This is a genomic window from Paenibacillus praedii (assembly GCF_049725345.1).
In the GTDB taxonomy this organism is placed as follows: Bacteria; Bacillota; Bacilli; order Paenibacillales; family Paenibacillaceae; genus Pristimantibacillus.
Genome location: NZ_JBMWAM010000001.1, coordinates 18514 through 38957, shown reverse-complemented (window position 1 = coordinate 38957; position 20444 = coordinate 18514). Strand labels below are relative to the sequence as shown.

At 48.4% G+C, this 20444-nt stretch carries 21 protein-coding genes; 4 read left to right on the top strand and 17 right to left on the bottom strand.

The genetic code is table 11. From position 1 onward, the window contains the following. Positions 1–9 precede the first annotated feature (9 nt). The 9 genes from uraD to ACO9K6_RS00150 form a co-directional block, all read right to left on the bottom strand. Positions 10–525: a 2-oxo-4-hydroxy-4-carboxy-5-ureidoimidazoline decarboxylase gene (gene uraD / locus ACO9K6_RS00190; protein ID WP_424765514.1), complete on the bottom strand. Its 516-nt coding sequence runs from the start codon at positions 523–525 to the stop codon at positions 10–12. Then, positions 522–1022: a (2Fe-2S)-binding protein gene (locus ACO9K6_RS00185; protein WP_424765513.1), complete on the bottom strand. Its 501-nt coding sequence runs from the start codon at positions 1020–1022 to the stop codon at positions 522–524. Before ACO9K6_RS00185 ends, uraD begins: the two co-directional genes overlap by 4 nt. Continuing rightward, positions 1012–3306, bottom strand: a complete 2295-nt coding sequence (pucD, locus tag ACO9K6_RS00180) for a xanthine dehydrogenase subunit D (RefSeq protein ID WP_424765512.1) — start codon at positions 3304–3306, stop codon at positions 1012–1014. The genes ACO9K6_RS00185 and pucD overlap by 11 nt, the downstream gene beginning before the upstream one ends. Before the next feature lie 5 nt (positions 3307–3311). Then, positions 3312–4253, bottom strand: a complete 942-nt coding sequence (locus ACO9K6_RS00175; protein ID WP_424765511.1) for an FAD binding domain-containing protein — start codon at positions 4251–4253, stop codon at positions 3312–3314. 23 nt (positions 4254–4276) lie between these two features. Beyond that, positions 4277–4876 carry a nucleotidyltransferase family protein gene (locus ACO9K6_RS00170; protein ID WP_424765937.1) on the bottom strand — a complete coding sequence of 200 codons (600 nt, stop codon included), beginning with the start codon at positions 4874–4876 and terminating at the stop codon, positions 4277–4279. Next, positions 4809–5912 (bottom strand): XdhC family protein, encoded by a 1104-nt coding sequence (locus ACO9K6_RS00165; protein ID WP_424765510.1) that lies wholly within the window; start codon positions 5910–5912, stop codon positions 4809–4811. Before ACO9K6_RS00165 ends, ACO9K6_RS00170 begins: the two co-directional genes overlap by 68 nt. 93 nt (positions 5913–6005) lie before the next feature. Then, positions 6006–7331, bottom strand: coding sequence for a 5'-deoxyadenosine deaminase (locus ACO9K6_RS00160; protein WP_424765509.1), 1326 nt, complete (start codon positions 7329–7331; stop codon positions 6006–6008). A gap of 365 nt (positions 7332–7696) precedes the next feature. Beyond that, positions 7697–8626: a serine hydrolase domain-containing protein gene (locus ACO9K6_RS00155; RefSeq protein ID WP_424765508.1), complete on the bottom strand. Its 930-nt coding sequence runs from the start codon at positions 8624–8626 to the stop codon at positions 7697–7699. Positions 8627–8645: 19 nt separating this feature from the next. Next, positions 8646–10037, bottom strand: coding sequence for an MDR family MFS transporter (locus ACO9K6_RS00150; protein WP_424765507.1), 1392 nt, complete (start codon positions 10035–10037; stop codon positions 8646–8648). Positions 10038–10306: 269 nt separating this feature from the next. Here ACO9K6_RS00150 and ACO9K6_RS00145 point away from each other — a divergent pair, with 269 nt between their 5' ends. Beyond that, positions 10307–10924, top strand: coding sequence for a DedA family protein (locus ACO9K6_RS00145; protein ID WP_424765506.1), 618 nt, complete (start codon positions 10307–10309; stop codon positions 10922–10924). A 93-nt stretch (positions 10925–11017) separates the two neighbouring features. Here the strand turns inward: ACO9K6_RS00145 and ACO9K6_RS00140 are convergent, their stop codons facing one another. Further along, positions 11018–11290, bottom strand: coding sequence for a hypothetical protein (locus ACO9K6_RS00140; protein ID WP_424765505.1), 273 nt, complete (start codon positions 11288–11290; stop codon positions 11018–11020). Positions 11291–11316: 26 nt separating this feature from the next. After that, positions 11317–11757, bottom strand: a complete 441-nt coding sequence (locus tag ACO9K6_RS00135) for a DUF6376 family protein (protein WP_424765504.1) — start codon at positions 11755–11757, stop codon at positions 11317–11319. Between the two features lie 141 nt (positions 11758–11898). Between ACO9K6_RS00135 and ACO9K6_RS00130 the strand changes: the two genes are divergently transcribed. After that, positions 11899–13311 (top strand): hypothetical protein, encoded by a 1413-nt coding sequence (locus tag ACO9K6_RS00130; RefSeq protein ID WP_424765503.1) that lies wholly within the window; start codon positions 11899–11901, stop codon positions 13309–13311. Here ACO9K6_RS00130 and ACO9K6_RS00125 read toward each other — a convergent pair. Both ACO9K6_RS00125 and ACO9K6_RS00120 read right to left on the bottom strand, forming a co-directional pair. Continuing rightward, positions 13295–13873: a hypothetical protein gene (locus ACO9K6_RS00125; RefSeq protein ID WP_424765502.1), complete on the bottom strand. Its 579-nt coding sequence runs from the start codon at positions 13871–13873 to the stop codon at positions 13295–13297. The two genes, ACO9K6_RS00130 and ACO9K6_RS00125, sit on opposite strands and share 17 nt — an antisense overlap. Before the next feature lie 149 nt (positions 13874–14022). Further along, positions 14023–16248 (bottom strand): MMPL family transporter, encoded by a 2226-nt coding sequence (locus tag ACO9K6_RS00120; protein ID WP_424765501.1) that lies wholly within the window; start codon positions 16246–16248, stop codon positions 14023–14025. Positions 16249–16388: 140 nt separating this feature from the next. On the opposite strand from ACO9K6_RS00120, the gene ACO9K6_RS00115 reads away from it, so the two are divergent. Continuing rightward, positions 16389–17009 (top strand): TetR/AcrR family transcriptional regulator, encoded by a 621-nt coding sequence (locus tag ACO9K6_RS00115; protein WP_424765500.1) that lies wholly within the window; start codon positions 16389–16391, stop codon positions 17007–17009. A gap of 20 nt (positions 17010–17029) precedes the next feature. Continuing rightward, complete coding sequence (locus ACO9K6_RS00110) at positions 17030–17323, top strand: DUF3817 domain-containing protein (protein ID WP_424765499.1); 294 nt, start codon at positions 17030–17032, stop codon at positions 17321–17323. 194 nt (positions 17324–17517) lie between these two features. Here the strand turns inward: ACO9K6_RS00110 and ACO9K6_RS00105 are convergent, their stop codons facing one another. From ACO9K6_RS00105 to ACO9K6_RS00090, 4 genes are all read right to left on the bottom strand, one after another. Then, positions 17518–17571 (bottom strand): hypothetical protein, encoded by a 54-nt coding sequence (locus ACO9K6_RS00105; RefSeq protein ID WP_424765936.1) that lies wholly within the window; start codon positions 17569–17571, stop codon positions 17518–17520. 310 nt (positions 17572–17881) lie between these two features. Continuing rightward, a complete protein-coding gene (gene bacA, locus ACO9K6_RS00100; RefSeq protein WP_424765498.1) occupies positions 17882–18670 on the bottom strand; it encodes an undecaprenyl-diphosphate phosphatase in 789 nt (262 codons plus the stop codon). A 51-nt stretch (positions 18671–18721) separates the two neighbouring features. Then, complete coding sequence (locus tag ACO9K6_RS00095; protein WP_424765497.1) at positions 18722–20035, bottom strand: hemolysin family protein; 1314 nt, start codon at positions 20033–20035, stop codon at positions 18722–18724. Between the two features lie 30 nt (positions 20036–20065). Next, positions 20066–20425, bottom strand: coding sequence for a Lin0512 family protein (locus ACO9K6_RS00090; protein ID WP_424765496.1), 360 nt, complete (start codon positions 20423–20425; stop codon positions 20066–20068). Positions 20426–20444: the final 19 nt, after the last annotated feature.

The following is a 20444-nucleotide window of genomic DNA, read 5'->3' as shown; positions in this document are numbered from 1 at the left end:
CGGATGGTCCTATTCCACAATTAGATCGTATAGTCGGAAGCCAGAAATCTTCTCAATCTCGCGCAAAGCTGTTTCCGATTCTTCACTGGCTGTTTGCCAAACCCGCGCTTCCATCGCTGCCCATATTTCTTCCTTTGTCTTCCCCTTCACCGCCATAATGAATGGAAAACCAAATGTCCGTACATAAAGCTGATTTAAGGCAGCAAACTGCTCGTATTCCTCGGTGGACAATTGGTCCAAGCCTGCTCCTTGCTGCTCCTTTTTGGAATAATCAGCCACGGCAAGCCGAGTTCCTAGATCGGGATGTGCGCGAAACAGATCAACAATTGTTTCTACACGGGATTCTCGTATGACATTCATCATCGCGTCATGCAGATCTTGAACGGAACGATAGGGACGCGCTTCCCATGCAGCTGCAGCCACCCAAGGCGAATGCTCAAAGATCGCACCCAGCTGCTCGACAAAAACGTCCTTGCTCATCGTATTGATTTGATCAATCGTCATAGTTAATTTGATGTTGGTCATGTTGCTAACCGTCTCCCTTCAATAGCCCGCTCAACCGCGCGCCATATTCCGCCATAGCCCGTACACCGGCATATATTGCCGGATAAGGCTTCCTCAATCTCATCCTGATTGGGGTTTGGATTCTCATCGAGCAAAGCCTTAACGGAAATAATCATTCCCGGCGTACAATAGCCGCATTGAAAGCCGCCTTCCTCCAGAAAAGCCTGCTGAATCGGATCGATTCCATTCGCAGATACGCCTTCTATCGTTGTAATATGTTTGCCAGAGCATTGATAAGCCATCGTCAAGCAGGCATTCATCGCCTTCCCGTCCACCATAACCATACACGCCCCGCAGCGGCCGATATCACAGCTGCGCTTTGTCCCCGTCATCGCCAATTCATCCCGCAGAATGGACAGTAATTTTCTAGTGGGCGACGTTGCAATGTTGTGATCCTCTCCATTAATCGAGCATTGCAGCTCATACACTGCCTGTATCTCAAAAGCTTTATCGCTCATTTACGTTCACCGTCCTACTCAGGAAAAACGGAGCTTCCTGCAAATAACCAGGATCAACCGGCAATTTATTAACCCATTTTCCAGCTGCATGCCTGATAGCGGCTGCGATAGCCGGCGCCACTGTGACAGAGCCAACCTCTCCGATCCCCCGTGGCCCATATTGATCAGCTGCTGGCAATTCCTCGATTGGCTGCACCTCAACCACCCCCCGCTGGTCAGCGATCGTCGGCACAAGATACGTGTCCAAATTACGTGTCAAATAGCACCCTTTTTCCATCATGGCGTCTTCTGTTAAGGCGAAACCAAGGGCCATACTGCTTCCGCCTTCAACTTGCCCGACAAAGCCCTGCGGGTTCATGACCGGGCCGGCTGAAACCGCATGAAATTGCTTCAGCACCTTCACTCGACCGGTCAATGTGTTCACCTCGACCTTTACAGCAACAGCCGAATACGTGTATATAAAATGAGCGCCTACTCGATCCGTTGTTGACGCAGGAAAACTAAAGGACGTTTCACAGCGGATCGCGGGCCCTTCCACGCCAGCCAGCTCCTTATACGTAATCAGCAGCTCATCGTCTGCTTTTTTACGAATGCCGCCCTCGCTGAGACGAAGCTGCTCCACCGGCTGCCCCACCCTTGCGCTTGCTCTGTCCAGCAGCAGAAGCGTAAAGGGAGCTTTCATTCGTTGAAGCGATTTCCACATCATCGCCGTAGCCCGGGAAGCCGTTGTTGAGCCGCTGTCCGGCACAACATCGGTATCGCCGATGATAATCCGGATATCCTCAGCTGCGATCTCGAACTGCTCGATAAGCATTTGCTCCAGCGTTGCAATCAGGCCTTGGCCAAATTCCTCATAGCCGAATAAAGCCTCGATTTTGCCATCAGCCGCCAGCAGCAATCGTCCGCCCGCTGGATCGGGTATGCCGACACCTAGACCAGCGCCGTGCATTGTAATAGCAGCGCCAATGCCGGTTTTGATCCAAGGCTCCCCCCTTACTAGATCTTTCTCCTGCATCTCTTCTCTCTCCAGCCACAGAGGACTGGTTGCAACAGCGTTCCACACCTGCTCGGCGCCTTCCGTCATCGCAATCTGTTGATCGAACGGCCCCGTATCCTCCATTTGCCGCATATTCAGCCTTCGAAATTCCCAGGGATTCATTCCGAGTCTTTCTGCGAGACGGTCCATTTGGCCTTCTAGCGCGAAGATCGCCTGATTACCACCGAAGCCGCGGAACTCGCCTGACATACCGTTATTTGTAAAGACAGCAACGCCTTTTACATCTATATTCTCATAGCGATACGGTCCAATAACATGCTCCGAAGTAAAATTCAGCACCTCTGCCCCGAGTGTGGAGTAAGGTCCCGTATCAGATAGAATACTGACCTGATGGGCAAGCAGCTTGCCTGCGGCGTCTGTGCCTGTCTTCATCATAATCTTCATCGGATGTCGCTTTATACCCGCACGGACAGATTCCCATCTGGAATTGTGAATCTTCACCGGCTTCCCTGTTTTCAGGGCAAGCAAAGCGCCGTACGGTTGCACATTCAGCTCATCCTTCCCGCCAAACGAGCCGCCGATTGGACTCGATACGATCCGGATATCAGATTGCGGCATAGCAAGAATGCGGCTTAATTGCAATCGATCCATAAAACCGTGCTGCGTTGGAGAATAAACCACTAGTCGGCCATCCTCTCCCGGCACAAACAAGCCGCCTTCCGTTTCCATGTAGGTATGCATCTGTCTAGGCGTGTAATAGGTTTCTTCTATAATATGAGTGCTATTTTTAAAGCCTGCCTCTACATCACCTCTGGTGAAGTCTGACCGATGGAGTATATTTCCATTCGAATGAAGCTGCACAGCTTCATCGTCTGTCGCTTGCTCCGGATCATCAATTACGGGCAGTACTTCGTACTCGACTTCAATAAGCTTGATTGCCTGCTCTGCAATTGACAGCGTATCGGCCGCCACCGTTGCTAACGCATCACCAACATATCGCGCCCGATCCTCACAAAGTACGGGCTGATCGGGATGAGCAATGCCAAACGCGTTCAAGCCTGGTACGTCCAAATAGGTTAACACGGCATGCACACCCGGTAATTGCTTCGCTGTATCTGTTCGGATTGCTACGATTCGCGCATGCGGGTGCTCGCTTCGCAGCACTAGACCATAGAGCATATCCGCTCTTGTCATATCCGTTAAGTAGATTAATGAACCGGTTACTTTCGCCGGTCCGTCGGGACGTATGCGCCATCGTCCCCCACTGCTGCCGCGGTTTAACAGCATAAGCTTCAACCTCCTCGTTCGGTTAAAACATTGCATGCTTGCCAAAGCTCTGTCACGATTAGATTGGCTGCCGTCCGCTTGCGATAAGCTGCCGATGCGAATACATCCTCCCGCGGCTCATAATGCTCAATGATCGCCTCATACATATCTCGGAGCAGCAACGTATCCACTGTTTTACCAATCGCTTTCTGCTCTATTTCTTCAAGACGGCGGGCAATGGTCTGTCCGCCTCCTACTGCGATACGCAGCTCCTGAACCCTACCTGTATCCCATAAAACCCCGCTAACCGCTGCCGTCACTACAGATGGCGTGAAAGCTTCGCGTCTTCCGATTTTATGGTAGGCCTGGAAAGACCATATTTTTTCTCTCTTCTCCTCTGCACCTATCGGCTTCTCGCTATGCGCATCTTTGAAAGGTAGCTTTATACTGAGCAAAAGCTTTTCATTTCCGTTGCCCGTCTGTCTAGCGGTCAATAGCCATTGCGCGAGCTCCTCCTCCTGCTCGCCCTGCCCGTTATACCAAACTAAAACGGCATCATAAGCTAGCAGGGCTGCGATCGAATCGCCAACCATCGACGCGACATTTCCGCCAATTGTAGCCAAATTGCGAATGGCCGGAGCCGCTATGGATCTGAGAGCTTCAGCCATCATGGGAAAATGCCGCTGCACCAACATGTTCGAACAACATGTCTGCAGATTGGTCTGGCTGCCAATTTGCAGGCCGTCTTCGCCAATTCGCATCTCATTCAGCCCTCTAATACGACTTAGATCAATGAAATACGGCGGCATAGCGGCTATCCCCGCTTCCCACTGTGTACGAAGCAAGGTACTGCCAGCGACATAAACGCTGTTAGTCCCATAAGTTTGCTTATATCTCCATGCTTCCTCGGCTGAAAGTGGATGCCATACAAGAGGAGAAGCGATCGTTTCCTGAACATGCATGCCCATCCCTATTCCCTCCTATTTTAGCCCTATTTATCGTCTTGCAGCATATATTTTCTCGCCTGCTCCAAATCATCCGGCGTATCTACGTCCAGGGTAGCCGTCCGCTCTTTCGCTGCTAAACCACGGCCATGAAAGGCAGGAGACATAAGCACCCTTCGTGCGCCGATGTCTCCTTCCAGCGTCAGAAGCTCTGCAAACATTTTTCTGGATAAAAGGGCTGGAGGCATGAGCACATTTGCCGTGCGTGATTCATCCTGCGCTGCCGTTGCTACAAAATCAAGCTGCGGGTGCTCCCTCCAATATCGAATAAGCTCCGCCACCATAGCTTTTGTGATGAGGGGCTGATCAGCCAGAACAATGATTATTGCTTCAGGCTCAGCCTGATCGGCCATTAGCGACCGCATTCCGCTTCGAATCGATTGCGAAATTCCTTGCCCAGCATTCAAACATAAAACGATTTGAACCAGCGGCTTAGAAGCTAAAGCGTCTCCTCCACTACCTTCATCTGCAATAAGCCAATGCAGCGGATCGTCCGGATGAACAACAACCGCTATTTTTTCAAGTGGGCTGTCTATCAGCGCATGCAGCGCCATGCTTCCAAGCGGCTTCCCTGGCATCAGCTCCATCGCTTGCTTGCGGGAACCCATTCTTCTGCTCTGTCCCGCTGCTAAATATAGCGCCGAAATAGCCATCCTTTACCGTCTCCCTCCGAGGACGTTCATTGCGTCTCGCACGTACAGCAATAAGCTCAGCCGCTACACTGACAGCTATTTCATCGGGTCCGTCGGCCCCGATCGGGAGACCAATCGGAGCACTGACATTCGATGGGATAAGAAAGGTTTCAAACAGCAGCCTAATTCTTTGCTTCGAACCCATAATGCCAATGTAAACAAGCTGCAATGGAAGTGTGAGCCGCAGCATCTCTTTGTCCTGATAGAGATTATGACTGCACACGATCAAATAATCATCCGCTCGTAATTGAAGCTGCTCCATAATCATTTCAGGCGTACCTATCACGCACTCCGCTTCGGGATAACGCTCCTTCGTGCATAACGAAGAGCGCCAATCCGCGACAAACACTTGAAATCCTAACGTATTCACTAGAGAATAAATGGCATCAGCATCTTTGCCAGCCCCGAACAGCACCAGTCTCGGTCTCGGAGAAATGACCATCGACAGCCCGTTTGCCCTCGGTTCTTCAGCGTTCCAATCCTTCAGAGCACTGGCTGCAGCATCACGTACATCCAACACGTATTTCATTTCATTTTCCTTCCATGTTCGATTCAGCCTTACCGTCATACCCGCAGCGTTGCATGACAGGACATGAAGCAATAGAGGGCGCAAGCGTTCATTAACAGGTTCCAGCAACAGGCTGATTTTACCGCCGCAGCCGATTGCTTCGCCCCAGATCACATCCTCCTCCGGCTTCATATTGTATTCTATGAATGAAAAACAGCCGGAATCCCACACCTCTTGCGCGCGTTCGAACAAATCAAGCTCGAGACAACCGGGACTCAACGTCCCGGTCTGCTCCCCATTTAGCTTAATCAGCATTGAGGCTCCTGCCTTGCGGTAAGAATGACCCTCTACGCATACTATCGTCGCCAGCACGCTGGGCAGATCGTCCGCTTTTACCGCCATAAGCACATGCTGCATATCCATCAGCCGGCCCTCCTTCAGCAGTGATAGTCACTTTAACCGTAAATCACTACTGTCTTATTAATTTTACCTGTTCGCTTTGTAAGTCCATGATCATCACAATCTTTCGATTAATCTTTGCAATGCTCGATCCGCTTCCTTCAGCACGATCTTTTTGTCCACTGTTCGCAATAGCTTGTTCTCCATCACGATCTTGCCATCTATAATGACCGTATCAACGTCTCCTCTAGTAGCCGCATATACAACTCTTGAATACCAGTCCGTATCGAAGGAAGGGTACACATGAAAATCCTCCAAATCTAGAAGCTGTAAATCCGCCAGCTTCCCGACCTCAATACTGCCGATCTTATCCTCCAGCCCAAGCACGCGAGCACCGCCCATCGTAGCCATTCGGAGCACCGTATTTGCATTCATAATCGTTGGCCCGTGCTTCACTTTTTGAATATAGGCTGTTAAGCGCATCTCTTGAAACATATCCAGGTTATTATTGCAGGCAGCGCCGTCCGCCCCTAATCCAACTGCAATGCCCTGTTCGAGCAGAAACGGTATTTCAGCTACACCTGAGGCGAGCTTTAGATTCGAGCCCGGACAGTGCGTCACCTTCACACCTCGGTCGCGAATGATTCGTTTCTCTTCCTCATCCAGCCAAATGCTATGAGCCAAAATCAAATTAGGCTTTGCCAGTCCAATATGATCCAGATAAACAACATTACGCATGCCTCTTTCTGCTTCAACCATTGCAATTTCGCCCATATTTTCCGACGCATGCGTATGCACCATCACGTCATACTTCGCCGATAAATCTCGTACGCCTATCAGCAGCTCCTCCGTACAGGAAACGACGAAACGCGGACAGAAGGCATACTGTATTCTGCCATCTGCGGCGCCATGCCACTTTTCCAGCAGGTCTACGCTGTCCTGCAACGACTTTTGCGTATTCTCCTGAAGCGCATGCGGAACCTCCGTCCCGTGATCCATCATCACCTTGCCGGATAAAGCGCGAATCCCGCTTTCCATAATGGCTTCGAAAGCCGACCCGGTATGATGAACGGTTTCCATATCTAGAATCGTCGTAGTGCCGCTGCGGATCAGCTCACCAAGCCCGAGCATTGCGGAGTAATAGACAGAATCCTCGCTATGCGCGGCTTCAAGCGGCCAGATCCGCTCCTTCAGCCATTCGATGAGCGAAAGATCATCCGCCCTGCCGCGAAACAACGTCTGACAGAGATGAATATGCGTCTGCACAAAGCCGGGCAGCAGCACTTTTCCCCCGGCATCGATGATGCGTTCCGCCTGACCATGCTCAATTCGCTCCCCCATGGCTTTAATGAAGTTATTTTCTATTAATACTTCACCCCTGAAGATTTGATCCTCTGCATTCATCGTCATCACAACGGCGTTTCGAATAAGAATAGTTGACATGTCCTTCTCCCCTCCTGTCTGGAAAACCTCCAACCCCTCACTCCTTACCCTATGCGGACGATCGAGTTTTACGAAGACTGAAATTAATTGAAAATTCGGACATCTATAAACAGATGTATGTCCTCCTAGTCAGCAAAGAAGGAGAATATCAGTCTACACGCTGTATTTGTGTAAGATTATATAACATAATAATGTAGAATGGACCGTTAGGCAACATATTTCATTAAATATTATTATGTGATTAACAATTGAAACGACACTAGTTAACATAGATGTGACGCAAAAAAGACATCAATCTTAAATTGATGCCTTCATGACTTTGCTTTTAAAGTTACATCATTTTTGATCCTTGTTCTCTAACAAATCTAAGTTAATGCCGGAATAATATGCTCAAAGATCAGCCTTCTAGATAAAATCGCATCATTGCGCTTCGTCACCTGCTTGCGAATAACAATAACAAGCTCATCTTCAGGAGAAATCAACAGATGCTGTCCCCCATGTCCAAAAGCGAAATAACAGTCAGCATGTCCGTTGTGATTTTCCGGTGAATGCCACCAGTGATAGCCATAACCGCCATAAATCGGAGGTTCATATTGCAGCAAGCCCCGGTGCGAAAGCTTTGTCGACTGCTTTATCCAATTTGAGGATAGAAGCTGATCACCGCCCCACTGGCCATTTTGCACAAACAGCTGTCCGATTTTTGCCAGATCACGTCCAAACAGATATAAGCCTGTCCCGCCCTCATTCACGCCATAACGTTCCATCCAATGGACGCTGCTGAACTGCAGCGGGCCAAAAAGATGCTCCTTCGCGAACTGCAGCGCCGACATGCCTGTCACGGTCGATAAGATGGCTGACAACAAATGGGAGCACCCCGAATTATAAGCGAAGGCCGTGCCAGGCTCAGAAATGATTGGCTGCTCGAATACAAACCTAATCGGATCCTTAGCTTCCTTAAACGCCTTATAGGGTTTGTCAAAATCAGGCCAATCAAAACCTGGTGTCATCGTGAGCAAATGAGCAATATTGATTCGCTGGAGCGCCTCGCTAATTTCGGCGGGATGCTTCAAAAAATCAGTAATCGGCTGTTCGATAGACGATAAGTAGCCTTTATCAAGCGCAATGCCAAGCAATGCTGATAATATGCTCTTCGTGCACGAATAAAGCGGTCCAATCGCGTCGTCTCCGCGATCATGCCACTCGGCTGCCAGCTCCCCCCTGTGCAGAACAATGACTGACTTCATTTTCCAATTGGTCAAAAGCTCTTTCCATGCTTCCAAATCTAAATGCTTCATTTCGTCTATTCGACCTTTCCTAAGAAGCGTTTCTTTGCTGCTGCTCAGCCTGCTGAAGCTTAGGGAGTCCAATTGCTACAATTATGATCAGTACCGATAGCACAGCCATCCATAGGAAAATTGTATGCAAGCTGGCTGCCAGCACGGCTGGTTCTATCCGGTCGGCCTGGCCGGTATGCAGAAGTAAACCGAATATTGTAATGCCGATTGTCTGGCCCAGCGTTCGAATGAAGTTGTTGCTGGCGACGGCAGCGCCGCGCAGCTCCCAGCCTACAGATGAAGAAACAGCCACGGTTAAGGATGTAAGAGATAGGCCAAATGATAGACCTGCCATAAACGTGTAGAGAATAAATAAATAAATTGGAGTCGTTGCGGTCAATAATGAAAAGCCGATACTGCTTGCAAGCAGCAAGCATGCACCAATAACACTAATATAGCGCAAACCTTTTTTTGCAATCCAATTGCCTGCCAGAATAGAGCCGAGCGGCCAAGCGATCGAGAGCGGGATCATAACTAAGCCGGAATAGGTGGCAGGTTTGCCGTACACCCCTTGAATCCAAAGCGGCAAATAGAAAATAATAACGACATTTATGACACAAATCAGAAAGCTATGTAGATTAGCCATACTTATGATTCGGTTACGAAAGAGCTTGAACGGAATAATGGGCTCAGTCGAACGGCGCTCTATCCATGCGAATAACGCGAGAAAAACGACGGCACTTGCAAACCACAGCCCTAGACGCCAGCTGGCTCCTCCTTCCTGAAGCAGTGTCATCGCATACAGAAAGCTGAACATTCCGATCGCAAACGTGAGGATGCCCGGATAATCGATGTGACGAATCTTCTTCTCAAAGGACTCTCGCAAAGAAGTTGAAAGCAAATAAATAGCTGCGATGCCAAATGGCAGGTTCATATAAAAAATAGCCCGCCATGAAACAAAATCAACCAGCACGCCGCCTAGCAGCGGGCCGGTTATTCCTGCGATCCCCCAAATGCTTGACATCCAGCCCTGCACCTTCGCCCGCTGCTCGAACGGGTACAGATCGCCGATTATCGTGTACGGAATCGTCGTTAAGGCACCCGCACCTAAGCCTTGCAGCGCTCGAAACCAAATCAGCTGATCCATCGATTGCGCAGCGCCAGATAGCATAGAGCCGGAAAGAAAAATGAACGCGCCAATAATAAACATTTTTTTTCGACCGTAAAGGTCGGAGAGCTTGCCGTATATTGGTGTTGTAATGACGGTTGCGAGCAAATAAATGGAAATAATCCAGCTGTATTGCTGGATGCCCTGCAATTCTCCTGTAATGCTAGGCATGGCGGTGCTTACGATCGTCCCCTCAATTGCGGCCAGGAAGGTGGCGACGAACAAGGCAATCGTTATTTTTTTTCGTGTTTGATTCGCGTTCATACTGCACCCTTTCCGCCCCTTTGATTAGAAAACAGAAAAATAATTCCTCTTCTATTATGATCACTGGATACGCGAAATATCAACGGATAATTTCATCAGCAAACAAATGCTATCGACTAAGGCAGCCGAATCGTTTACGAATTGGTTAAATTTGAATCTTTCTTTCCTCGACAACGTATGAATGGTATCCTTTGGTAGCCGTTTGTGTTAATCTAGCTATTATGAATCCATTTTATTTCAATTATTTGGAAGGTAAGGATGTTACTCAAATGTATGAGTTGCTATTGTCTATAATTGAAGAAATTGGTTATTTCGCTTTGTTTCTAGTATTGTGTCTAGGCTTAATCGGACTTCCAATTCCGAATGAAGCAGTTGTCATGACAGGCGGTGCTTTATCCGATGCTGGCGTTCTATTACCCGTTCCCGCATATATGATGACCTTTCTTGGTGTTTGCTCCGCGATGTCTTTCGGATACAGCATTGGGAGATTCGCAGGCAGCAAGTTGTCCAACTGGTTCAGCAGCAAAAAAAATGTAGCCAAATTCGTCGCCAGATCAGAGCAATTAAGCGAGCGTTATGGCGGCTACGCAATAAGCATGAGCCTTTGCCTGCCATTTCTAAGACATGTAACCCCATATGTCCTGGGCTTGAATCGGATGCCGTTCAAGAGGTTCATCCTCATCGCCTACCCTTCGGCCTTTATATGGTCGCTTACTTACTTCATAATCGGTTCAATCGTTGGTGATCAGGTGCAGGACTTATCCAATCATATTTACAAATACGGCTTGTGGGTAGTTTATGCAATCTTAGCTGCTGTTCTCATTTATGCAACCTATAGGTATCTAAAGCACAAGAACCAGAAGGATCAAATGGAGCGTTATATGTAACGATTAAACGGTGCAAACGAAGAAAAGGCTCATCCGGCTGGTGATAGACCATGCGGGTGAGCCTTTCTCAATTCCAGCCTGTTTACAATCATCTCATTCCTTAACTAGCTTCGCCTCTGCCGCTTCTACAAGAAAATCGAACAGCTCATCATCCTCTTCGATCAAATCCTCAAGCGCTAACAGCTGCTCTTCCTTGCCTGATTCATGCAGAAAAAACAAACCGTAGCCCCAATCTTTGCCTTTCTTGCGATGCAAAGTCATTTCATACGCATTGAGATGACCCTCTACTCCGAATTGAACCTTACCCACATAGCCGTCTTCCTTCGAGTAAGTCATGGATGCATCCAGTAACTTGATGTTTATCACTTAAGCTCTTCCTTCCTATTCTGTGGTTACGGAGTCAGCTGATTAACTTGATTCAGCAGCTCATGAATACGATTCATCGTATCTGGTATTCCCGTCGATTCAAACACGGCTCTTCCCTGCTCAATGTTCGTTAAAGCCTGATCAATACCTTGCTGCAGAGTTGCGTTATATTCCGCAATGGACTGATGAAGCTTCTTCGCATAGTCGGGCACCTGCAGTCCCTCGTATTGAAGCACCTGCTCCTTGAGCGCCAGCAGGCGTTCCTTCAGAACTGTTCTTGCATCTAAATCCGTCATCGCTTGCTCCGCAAGAGCATTCATATCTTGACCGAAATCCGTTAACGATTGCAGATACTCCGTCGTTTCCGTCGCAAAATTCACCGTTTGGTCGACTTCATCCATAATACCACAGCCGGCTGTCATTAGCATTATAGAGAGAAGGATCAAAGACATACTCTTTTTAATCATAAAAACCCTCCTGAGAAAAATGTTATCCGCTTCTGGCAAACGTCAATACACAGCGGCGAACGCCTATCCCAACTCTTGCATACATTACATTACGAAATTGATTCTAACTGGTTTCGTGTATGTCACAAGGAGATGATCGGGATGGACATTCAATTATCAGCGCTTCACTGGGTTTATTTAAGTTTCATCATTGTCATTATTGGATTTATGCTCATGCGGCGCGATACTACCCTTATTTGTATCGCAGGTATTTTAGGAATCGGGATATTGGCGACAACATCGGCAAGCGGTTCTGTAAGCGGTATATTTAATAGCTTTATTTATGCGATTAAAGAACTAATAGGTACAATTTTAATTATTTCCATCATCGTTGCGATGAGTCGGATTCTCATACGCACCGGCATAAATGAAATAATGATTTCACCCTTCACGCGATTTCTGCGTACGCCCGCGCTTGCATTCTGGGGCATCGGACTCATTATGATGGTCACCTCCTGGTTTTTCTGGCCTTCGCCAGCCGTTGCGCTCATCGGTGCTGTCCTTCTTCCGGTAGCCATCCGAGTGGGCTTGCCTGCGCTTGGCGCAGCTGTTGCCATGAACCTTTTCGGTCACGGCATCGCCTTGTCCGGAGATTATATTATTCAAGGTGCACCGCAGCTTACTGCTGCTGCAGCCGGTCTACCTGTAAGCGAGGTCATGCAAGCAAGCATTCCGCTTGTCATTATAATGGGCGTCGTTACGACGACCACCGCATATTGGATGATGCGTCGAGATCAGAAGCTCGGTACATGGCGTGATGCTCTTATTGTAGCGCCTAATAATCCGCTTCAGGCAGCAGACCAATCTTCTGAAGCAGATCGCGAAGCGCTGTCACTCACGACCAAACGATGGCTTGCCGTGATTATCCCCGTCCTATTCGCTCTTGATGTCATCGCTATGTTTATGCTGGAGCTCCAAGGCGGAGACGCAACAGCGCTCGTAGGCGGCACCGCGATTCTTATCATGCTCCTTATTACCATGCTGACACATCGGGGCAAGGGCTTAGAGAAAACGACAAGTTATTTAATTGAAGGCTTCTTGTTCGGATTCAAGGTTTTTGGTCCTGTCATCCCCATTGCAGCGTTCTTCTATTTAGGAGACTCGGGGTTTCTGACCCTGTTCGGCGAGAAACTGCCGGAGTCCTCACTCGGTATCGTGAACGATCTCGGTGTAGCACTCGCCCAGGTTGTCCCCGTCAACGGGGTTGTTGGCTCTATCACGCTTACGATAGTTGGTGCGGTAACCGGTCTAGACGGCTCAGGCTTCTCAGGTATTTCTTTGGCAGGCTCTATCGCGCAGCTATTCGGCCACGCCATTGGATCAGGTCTGGCGACTTTAACCGCACTTGGTCAAGTTGCAGCCATCTGGGTTGGCGGCGGCACGATCATTCCTTGGGCGCTTATTCCCGCAGCGGCGATTTGCGGGGTAGATCCGTTCGAGCTTGCCCGCCGTAACTTGAAGCCCGTCATCATTGGACTTATTGTAACCACGATTGTTGCTATGTTTTTAATTTAAACCCTTTTTTCTTCCGGTAAACGATAAGAATCGCAGCTGTTGCACCAACAAGGAGAATGATCATCAAAATAATAAGACCCGTTGCAAGCTCTTTAGGAGTATTTGGTTCCGTCAGCTGCGGCGGGATAGACCCGCCGCCTAGAAAAGCGAGGTGCTCGCTGGACTCACTCTCATGCAGAGTGCCGCTGCAAAGACTTGCCTCCAGTGAGTTCCCGATATCCCGCGCATAGACCAAATAGCGCTCTCCTTCTAGAAAAGGGTAGGCGCAGTTCTCCTCTCCTTCAGCCGTGAGCACGTCAATCGTTGGCGCAACCTGGCCCTTCCATACCTCATGAACTTGGAAGCTGGCCTTCACAGCTTTTGCCGATGACAGAAATAAAGAGGAAGAATCCTTCACAGCGGTTACCGTGCCTTCAAAAACAGCATGACTTCTATCTTTTCTTTCCAGTACTGCTCCTGGATCAACACAAGTGCATGCTAAAACGTCCTTCGGAAAAGCAAGGATACTGCCTGCTATTATCATGAATATCAAACAAACATAAAACGTTCGAAAAACTCTCATTAAAAAAACCGCCCCTCTAGCCTATGTGCTGGCACAAAAAGTCTTTTTAATAAGACGGGATTAAATGGTAAAATGTTGCATTCATTCCAAGCGAAAAAGAGGACTGTCATCCTGGCAGAATAATCTGCTTCGAATACAGCCCTCTATTTTTATCCTTCTTTTGTTTGTTTCGTTTCTTCAAATAACTGGGCCTTTGCTGGCCAGAATGCCTTCTTTCCTAACAGCGTCGTAATTGCCGGCACAAGAAATGGGCGCACAATAAACGTATCCATCAGAACCCCGATCGCCGTAATTAGGCCAAATTGGACAAGTACCTGAATCGGGAGCGTTGCCAGTACAGCAAATGTTGCTGCAAGAATGAGACCCGCCGACGTGATCACGCCTCCTGTCTCGCCAACGCCTGCCTTGATCGCCTGGTTAAGAGGCATCTTTTTTCTCTTTTGCCAAATGCTAGAGATCATAAAAATATTATAATCCTCTCCAAGCGCGATCAAGAATACGAAAGCATACAGAGGAATCGCGCCTTGGATCGCATCAACCCCCATAAAGTAATGCAGTATAATCCAGCCAAGCCCAAGCGCAGCCGCATACGATAATAATACGGTGCCGATCAAATATAATGTCGCCGTAATGGAGCGCAGATAGGCCAGCAGGAGCAGCATAATTAAACCGGTGACTAACGGAATAATGACGGAATTATCCCGGTCCGTAAGCTGCTTCGAATCGAATTGCTCCGCGGTTTGACCGCCAATCCATACCTTCTGATTGGAATCGCTATCGCTGGCGCCGGTTAAAGCTGCTTCAGCAGCTTCATACAGCAGAGGAATCACATCCATCGCTTCTTGAGAGTACGGATTTGTGTTTAAAATAACAGAATAGGCAATTAAATGAGGATCATCTTGGCTTGGCTGCAGCTCCTGAACATGATCAACGAGCGGTACGCCGGCAAGCTTATCGGCAACCTGAGCAGCAGCAGCGCCTTCCGTCTGTGCGACAACCGTGACTGGCGCAAGATCGCCCGGTGTGAACGTCTCAGAGATCACGTCAAAGCCCTCACGCGAAGGCATATCCTTTGGAAACGAAGACAATAAATCGTAAGTGAATTTTACTTGTGTTGAGAAAGCAGCGAAACAACCAAGCACCAATACACAGGAAATGACAACTGTCCATGGCTTGGAGATGACGATTTGACCGACCTTAGAGCCCAGCTTTTTATTGTGATCCGGTCTGCGGAAGGTCTGCCCTTTCTTAGCCGCGCGCGCCTGCTCCATAGCTTCCGTGCGAGGAATGAACGGAAAAAAGGCGCCGCGACCTATAATAGCAAGCAAAGCGGGTACAAGCGTTAAGCTTGCGATCCCCATAACAAGAATCGATAAGCTGAATGGGATGGCGAAGCGCTCATAAGCACCGTATTTGGCAGCAAGCAAAGCCAGCAAAGAGAGCACGACCGTGAAACCGCTCATCGCAATCGCACCGGATGCGTCTCGGAAGGAGCGCCTAATCGCCTTCATCTTGTCGCTCTCACGCGTCAGCTCCTGACGGTAATGCGAGATGAAGAAAAGGCAGTAATCCGTTCCTGCACCGAACAGCAGTACCGTCATGATCGCAACCGCTTGCGAGTCAACGATAATCCAGTTTTGCCCAGCCATCCATCCTAACAAAGGACTCGTTACCGCATAAGCAAAGCCGACCCCGATGAGTGGAATAAACGCCAAAACCGGCGACCGATAAATGAGAAGCAGCAGGATGAGCACGAGAAGCACCGTCGCAATAAGCAGCGTCACATCCGAGCCTTGGAACAGGGCAGTCGCATCTACCGCTATCCCAACCGGACCGCTGAGTCTAACACTTAGCTCAGACGCGTCATCAATGGCAGTTGCAAACGGATCAAATCCAGAGGCTGCTTTAATTATCGACTTCAATTCCTCCAGGTTTTCCTTCAGCAGCTCGGTCTCGGTTTGCTCCGCAAACGAAATTGACTGCACAATTGTCGAGCGATCCTCGGAGGCAAATTGCTGCAATGCCGGAATCGGCGTTTGATGCGACGGGAATACCGCTCCCTGCGCTTCTAATGGTTTATCTGAAATCGCTTGAGATAAATGCTGAATGAGCGCGTAATCTCCATTCGTCAATCCTCCTTCGCGATGCCATACCACTAAGACAGGCACTCCGGAGGAGCTTGGAAACTTCTCTTTAATGAGTTGATCGGCCAGCACGGACGGACTATCCGCCTCTAGGTTCGGAGCATTGTTCGTCTCTTTCTCTCCAACAGCCGGCAGCATGACGGTTAGCAGCGCAGCAATCGCTATCCACGCAATCAACGTTACCCAACGCGCTTTCGGTCCAGCGATTTTATCAGACCATTTCTCCAACATGTTATGAATCAATCCTCCATTTCACATATTAAGCTTTATCGTATAAAATTAAGTGGTGAATTGAATTAATTATATATACCCGAAGGTTAATTAATCAAGCCATATTTTCATACATTTTTGGATCATTGGAGGGCACAGCAATGAACGAGGAGCAACCAAAGCGCAGACCAGGCCGGCCCAAAGGTACAGGCACTGTTCAGACGATGCAGCAAATTATGCGCACCGCGGCTTATCTTTTTATGGAGCATGGCTTCGAGAAGGTGTCACTGGAGGGCGTAGCCCAAGCTTGCGGCATTACGAAGGCTAGTGTTTATTATTATTTCAACAACAAAAGCGTGCTGTTCACAGAATGTCTTCTCTTTGTCTTAAAAATGGCACATGATCAAACGGCAAAAATCGTTCATGGCGAGGGCACGCTCCGGGAACGGATGCTGCTTGTAGCCACAAGACATATGAATAACGCGCATGTAGAATTTGAAACGATGATGCGTGAAGCATCAGCAGGACTAAGCGAGGATCAAATCTCACAAATACGCGCAAGCGAACAAGCCATTCATGTGCTGTTAGCTGGCGTATTTCAGAAAGGGATGGATGAGGGTGAAATTGTTCGCAAGGACACTTTACTGCTTGCCTATGTCTTTACGGCTATGCTTGCTATAAAAAATCGCAAAGAGATGATACATGCTCACAAATCGGTGGAACAAGCGGCCGCAGAAATCGTAGAATTATTATGGACGGGCTTAGCCCCTCGCAGCATCTAAATTCATTTGGAGGTTATCTAATGTTCAAAACCGCAATAGGCCGGCTTCGTTTTATCGGATTTTATGAAGGTGTCTCGTTTCTTGTACTCCTCTTAATTGCTATGCCGCTCAAATACTGGGCGGATATCCCGCAGGTTGTCACTGTAGTCGGGGCACTTCACGGGTTGCTATTTGTGCTGTATGTACTAGCTGTCATTCATGTATGGATTGTGCATCGCTGGTCGCTGCTGAAGGTCGCTGCCGCGATGATTGCGGCCTTCCTCCCCTTTGGCCCCTTCGTTGTTGATAGAAAGCTGCTTCGGGATCAGGCTTAAGGCTTAGCATGTACCTTTGGAACTAAAATTGTCTTTGAAAGCAATTGATGCAATTTTTCAAGTGTGGTATCATATCCATAAGAAAGACCAAGTGCGCTAACACTTGGTCCATACAATTGGCTCGGATGGTAAATTCCCTTCGAAGTCACAAAGGAACAAAACCCACCTTCGGCTGCTAATCTTAGGGTGGGTTTTTATTTTTTCTTATTGGTTATGTTGATGTATGTCAAGAGTGCAAGGATAAACATTCCAAATAGGAACATAATCGTAAGCGCATCTTTAACCTCCATAGCTTCACCTCCTCAAAGCATTCCGAAGGAATACTCGCTTCGAAAGCATCTTCTCGAAGGGAAACCGAACCCACCCAAGATTCAATTGTATCTGTATTCTACCACCAATCCGACACACGAACAAGTGTTCTGTTTCCTGTTTATGAAACACTTTTAATGACGCAAATCATCCGTTCAAGCATTAAAATTAAGCAAAGATCAAATAAGACATCAAGATACGCTCCCATTAAGAGTCCCTGATGTCTTTCAGCATCTTAATTACTTTATATTAAAAAATAATAAAATAAAAAAGCGCAGCCAGCGCGAAACGATAATACGCGAACCAAGAGAGCCTGAGCTTTTTCATCAAATTGATGAAAGTAACGACTGCAATCATCGCAACGAGGAAGGCGGCGATCAGACCGATCAGAAACAGCGGCAGGTCCGCCATCGTAAGAAATTCGCGACTTTTCAGCAGGTCCACCCCGCTAGCCCCCGCCATAATCGGTACCGATACGATGAACGTAAACTCAGCGGCAGCCTTCTGACTTGCGCCAAACAGCATGCCTCCGGAGATCGTCGAGCCCGAGCGCGAGAAGCCTGGCCATAGGGCCAGCACCTGGAAGCACCCTACCGCGAAAGCTTGTTTATATGTAAGATCATCAAGCTCTTCAGCGACAGGCTTCTTTTTCACCCGATCTGCAACAATCATTAATACGCCGCCCGCTGCCAAACCAATCAAAACCGTCTGAGGGCCGAACAAATACTGCTTAATCAAGCTGTGCAGCAGTACAGCACACACGCCGGCGGGAAGCATGGCGAGCAGAATATGAAGCGCATTAAGTCTCGACCCCTTGCCGATTTTAAAATTAAGCAGACTCGCGAAACGCTGACGATAAAGGACGAGAACGGCCAGCACTGCGCCAAACTGAATGACGACCTCGAACGTTTTGGCCCGATCGCCCGTGAACCCCAGCAGCTCGCCCGCCAAGATCAAATGTCCCGTGGATGACACAGGCAAAAACTCGGTTAATCCCTCCACGATCCCCATAATAATCGCATGTATTAAATCCTCCAACGCACGACACCCCTTGCCCTATAGAGATTACAAAGCATTCTCTATACAAGCTTATGCATGTCCGTATTCGTTCATTTCATTTTCTGTGAAATCTGTAATCATTTCAATTTTGCGGATCCGGTTATCGTCTCGTTCGCGAATAATAAAGGTCAAATTCTCATAAGTCCAAGGCTCGTTTTCAGGCAACTCCGGCTTGAGGTTGAACAACCAGCCGCCGATGGTATCTACATCCGCGCATGCCAAATTCGTACCTGCAGCTTCGTTTACCTCGCTGATTAGCGCCTTGCCCTCTAAGAGATAGCGCTGCTGCTCCAGGAGCTCAATCTCCTTCACTTCATCCGCATCGAATTCGTCTCGAATCTCACCGACAATTTCTTCAATAATATCTTCAATGGTAATGAGTCCTGCTGTTCCCCCATATTCGTCAAGCAGAATGGCAATATGAACGCGCTCCTGCTGCATTTTTTTGAGGAGCTTCTTGATCGGAGTAACCTCAGGTACGGACATGACAGGCTGCAAAATCGTGCGGACATCGAGCTCCCGGTCGCTGTCATAGAGCAGAAAAAACTGCTTCGTATTCAAGATGCCGATAATATTATCCTTGCTTCCCTTCGCTACGGGGAATCTCGTGTACTGCTCGCGCTTAATCGTCGCTACGTTCTCCTCGCGGGACTGCTCAATGTACAAGCACGCCATATCCGTACGGGGCACCATAATCTCGCGAGCAAGACGTTCATCGAAATCGAAAATCCGGTTGACATAACCAAGCTCGCTTATATTAATTTTTCCGCTTTCATAGCTCTCGGACAAAATCATCCGGATTTCCTCTTCAGAATGCGTCTCATGCTCATTCGCCGGCTTAAAGCCGCTCAACCGCACTAAGCCGTTCGCCGAGCCGTTAAGGAGCCATATAAAAGGAAACATCACCTTATAAAAAATGATGATCAGCGGTGAGGTCAGCAGGCTGATCCGCTCCGACATAATGATAGCGAGTGTTTTCGGGAAGAGCTCGCCGAGCACGACATGCAAATAAGTGACGAGAATGAACGAGATTAGAAACGAAAGCAATAAGCTTACGTCGCCCTCAATATTCATTCGGTCGAATAAGGGATGAAGCAGCTTTTCAATCGTTGGTTCACCAAGCCAGCCAAGACCTAGCGCAGTGATCGTGATTCCTAGCTGACAAGCAGATAAATAACCGTCTAGGTTGGTCGTTACACGCTCGACCGCCTTCGCATTTTTAACGCCTTCGGCCACCATTTGTTGTACACGGCTGGAACGCATTCGAATTATGGCAAACTCCGTCGCAACGAAAAATGCCGTAAAAACAAGCAGAGCAGCAAATAAAACAAGGTTGGTAATCATTGTAATCTCCTTCTTGCTATGGAGATGCGATTAGTAGCCCACCTCAACAGACGCAATTACGACATAGATCAAATCGTTTTTATCATCTTTATCGGGCAGGACTACGCCACTCGTCGTAAGCATGCCGCCGTCGACCAGCTCAACCGTCACCTGACCGTAAGGCAGCACGGCCTTCACCTGCTCGATATCCAGCAGCTCTTTATCACAAGGCAATGCGAGCTTCACGCGTACCTTCATATTGTCCAAGGTGCCGCCTGGCAGCACGGAGCGAAGTCCCGGCATTGAATTATGGTGAATCGCATTTTGTATCGCGCGCACCGAAGCCTTTGTAATATTTTGACCGTGCAAATCGCATCCCATGCCGATTTCTATAAAAAATAAGTTATCCACTTATACATGCTCTCCTTTA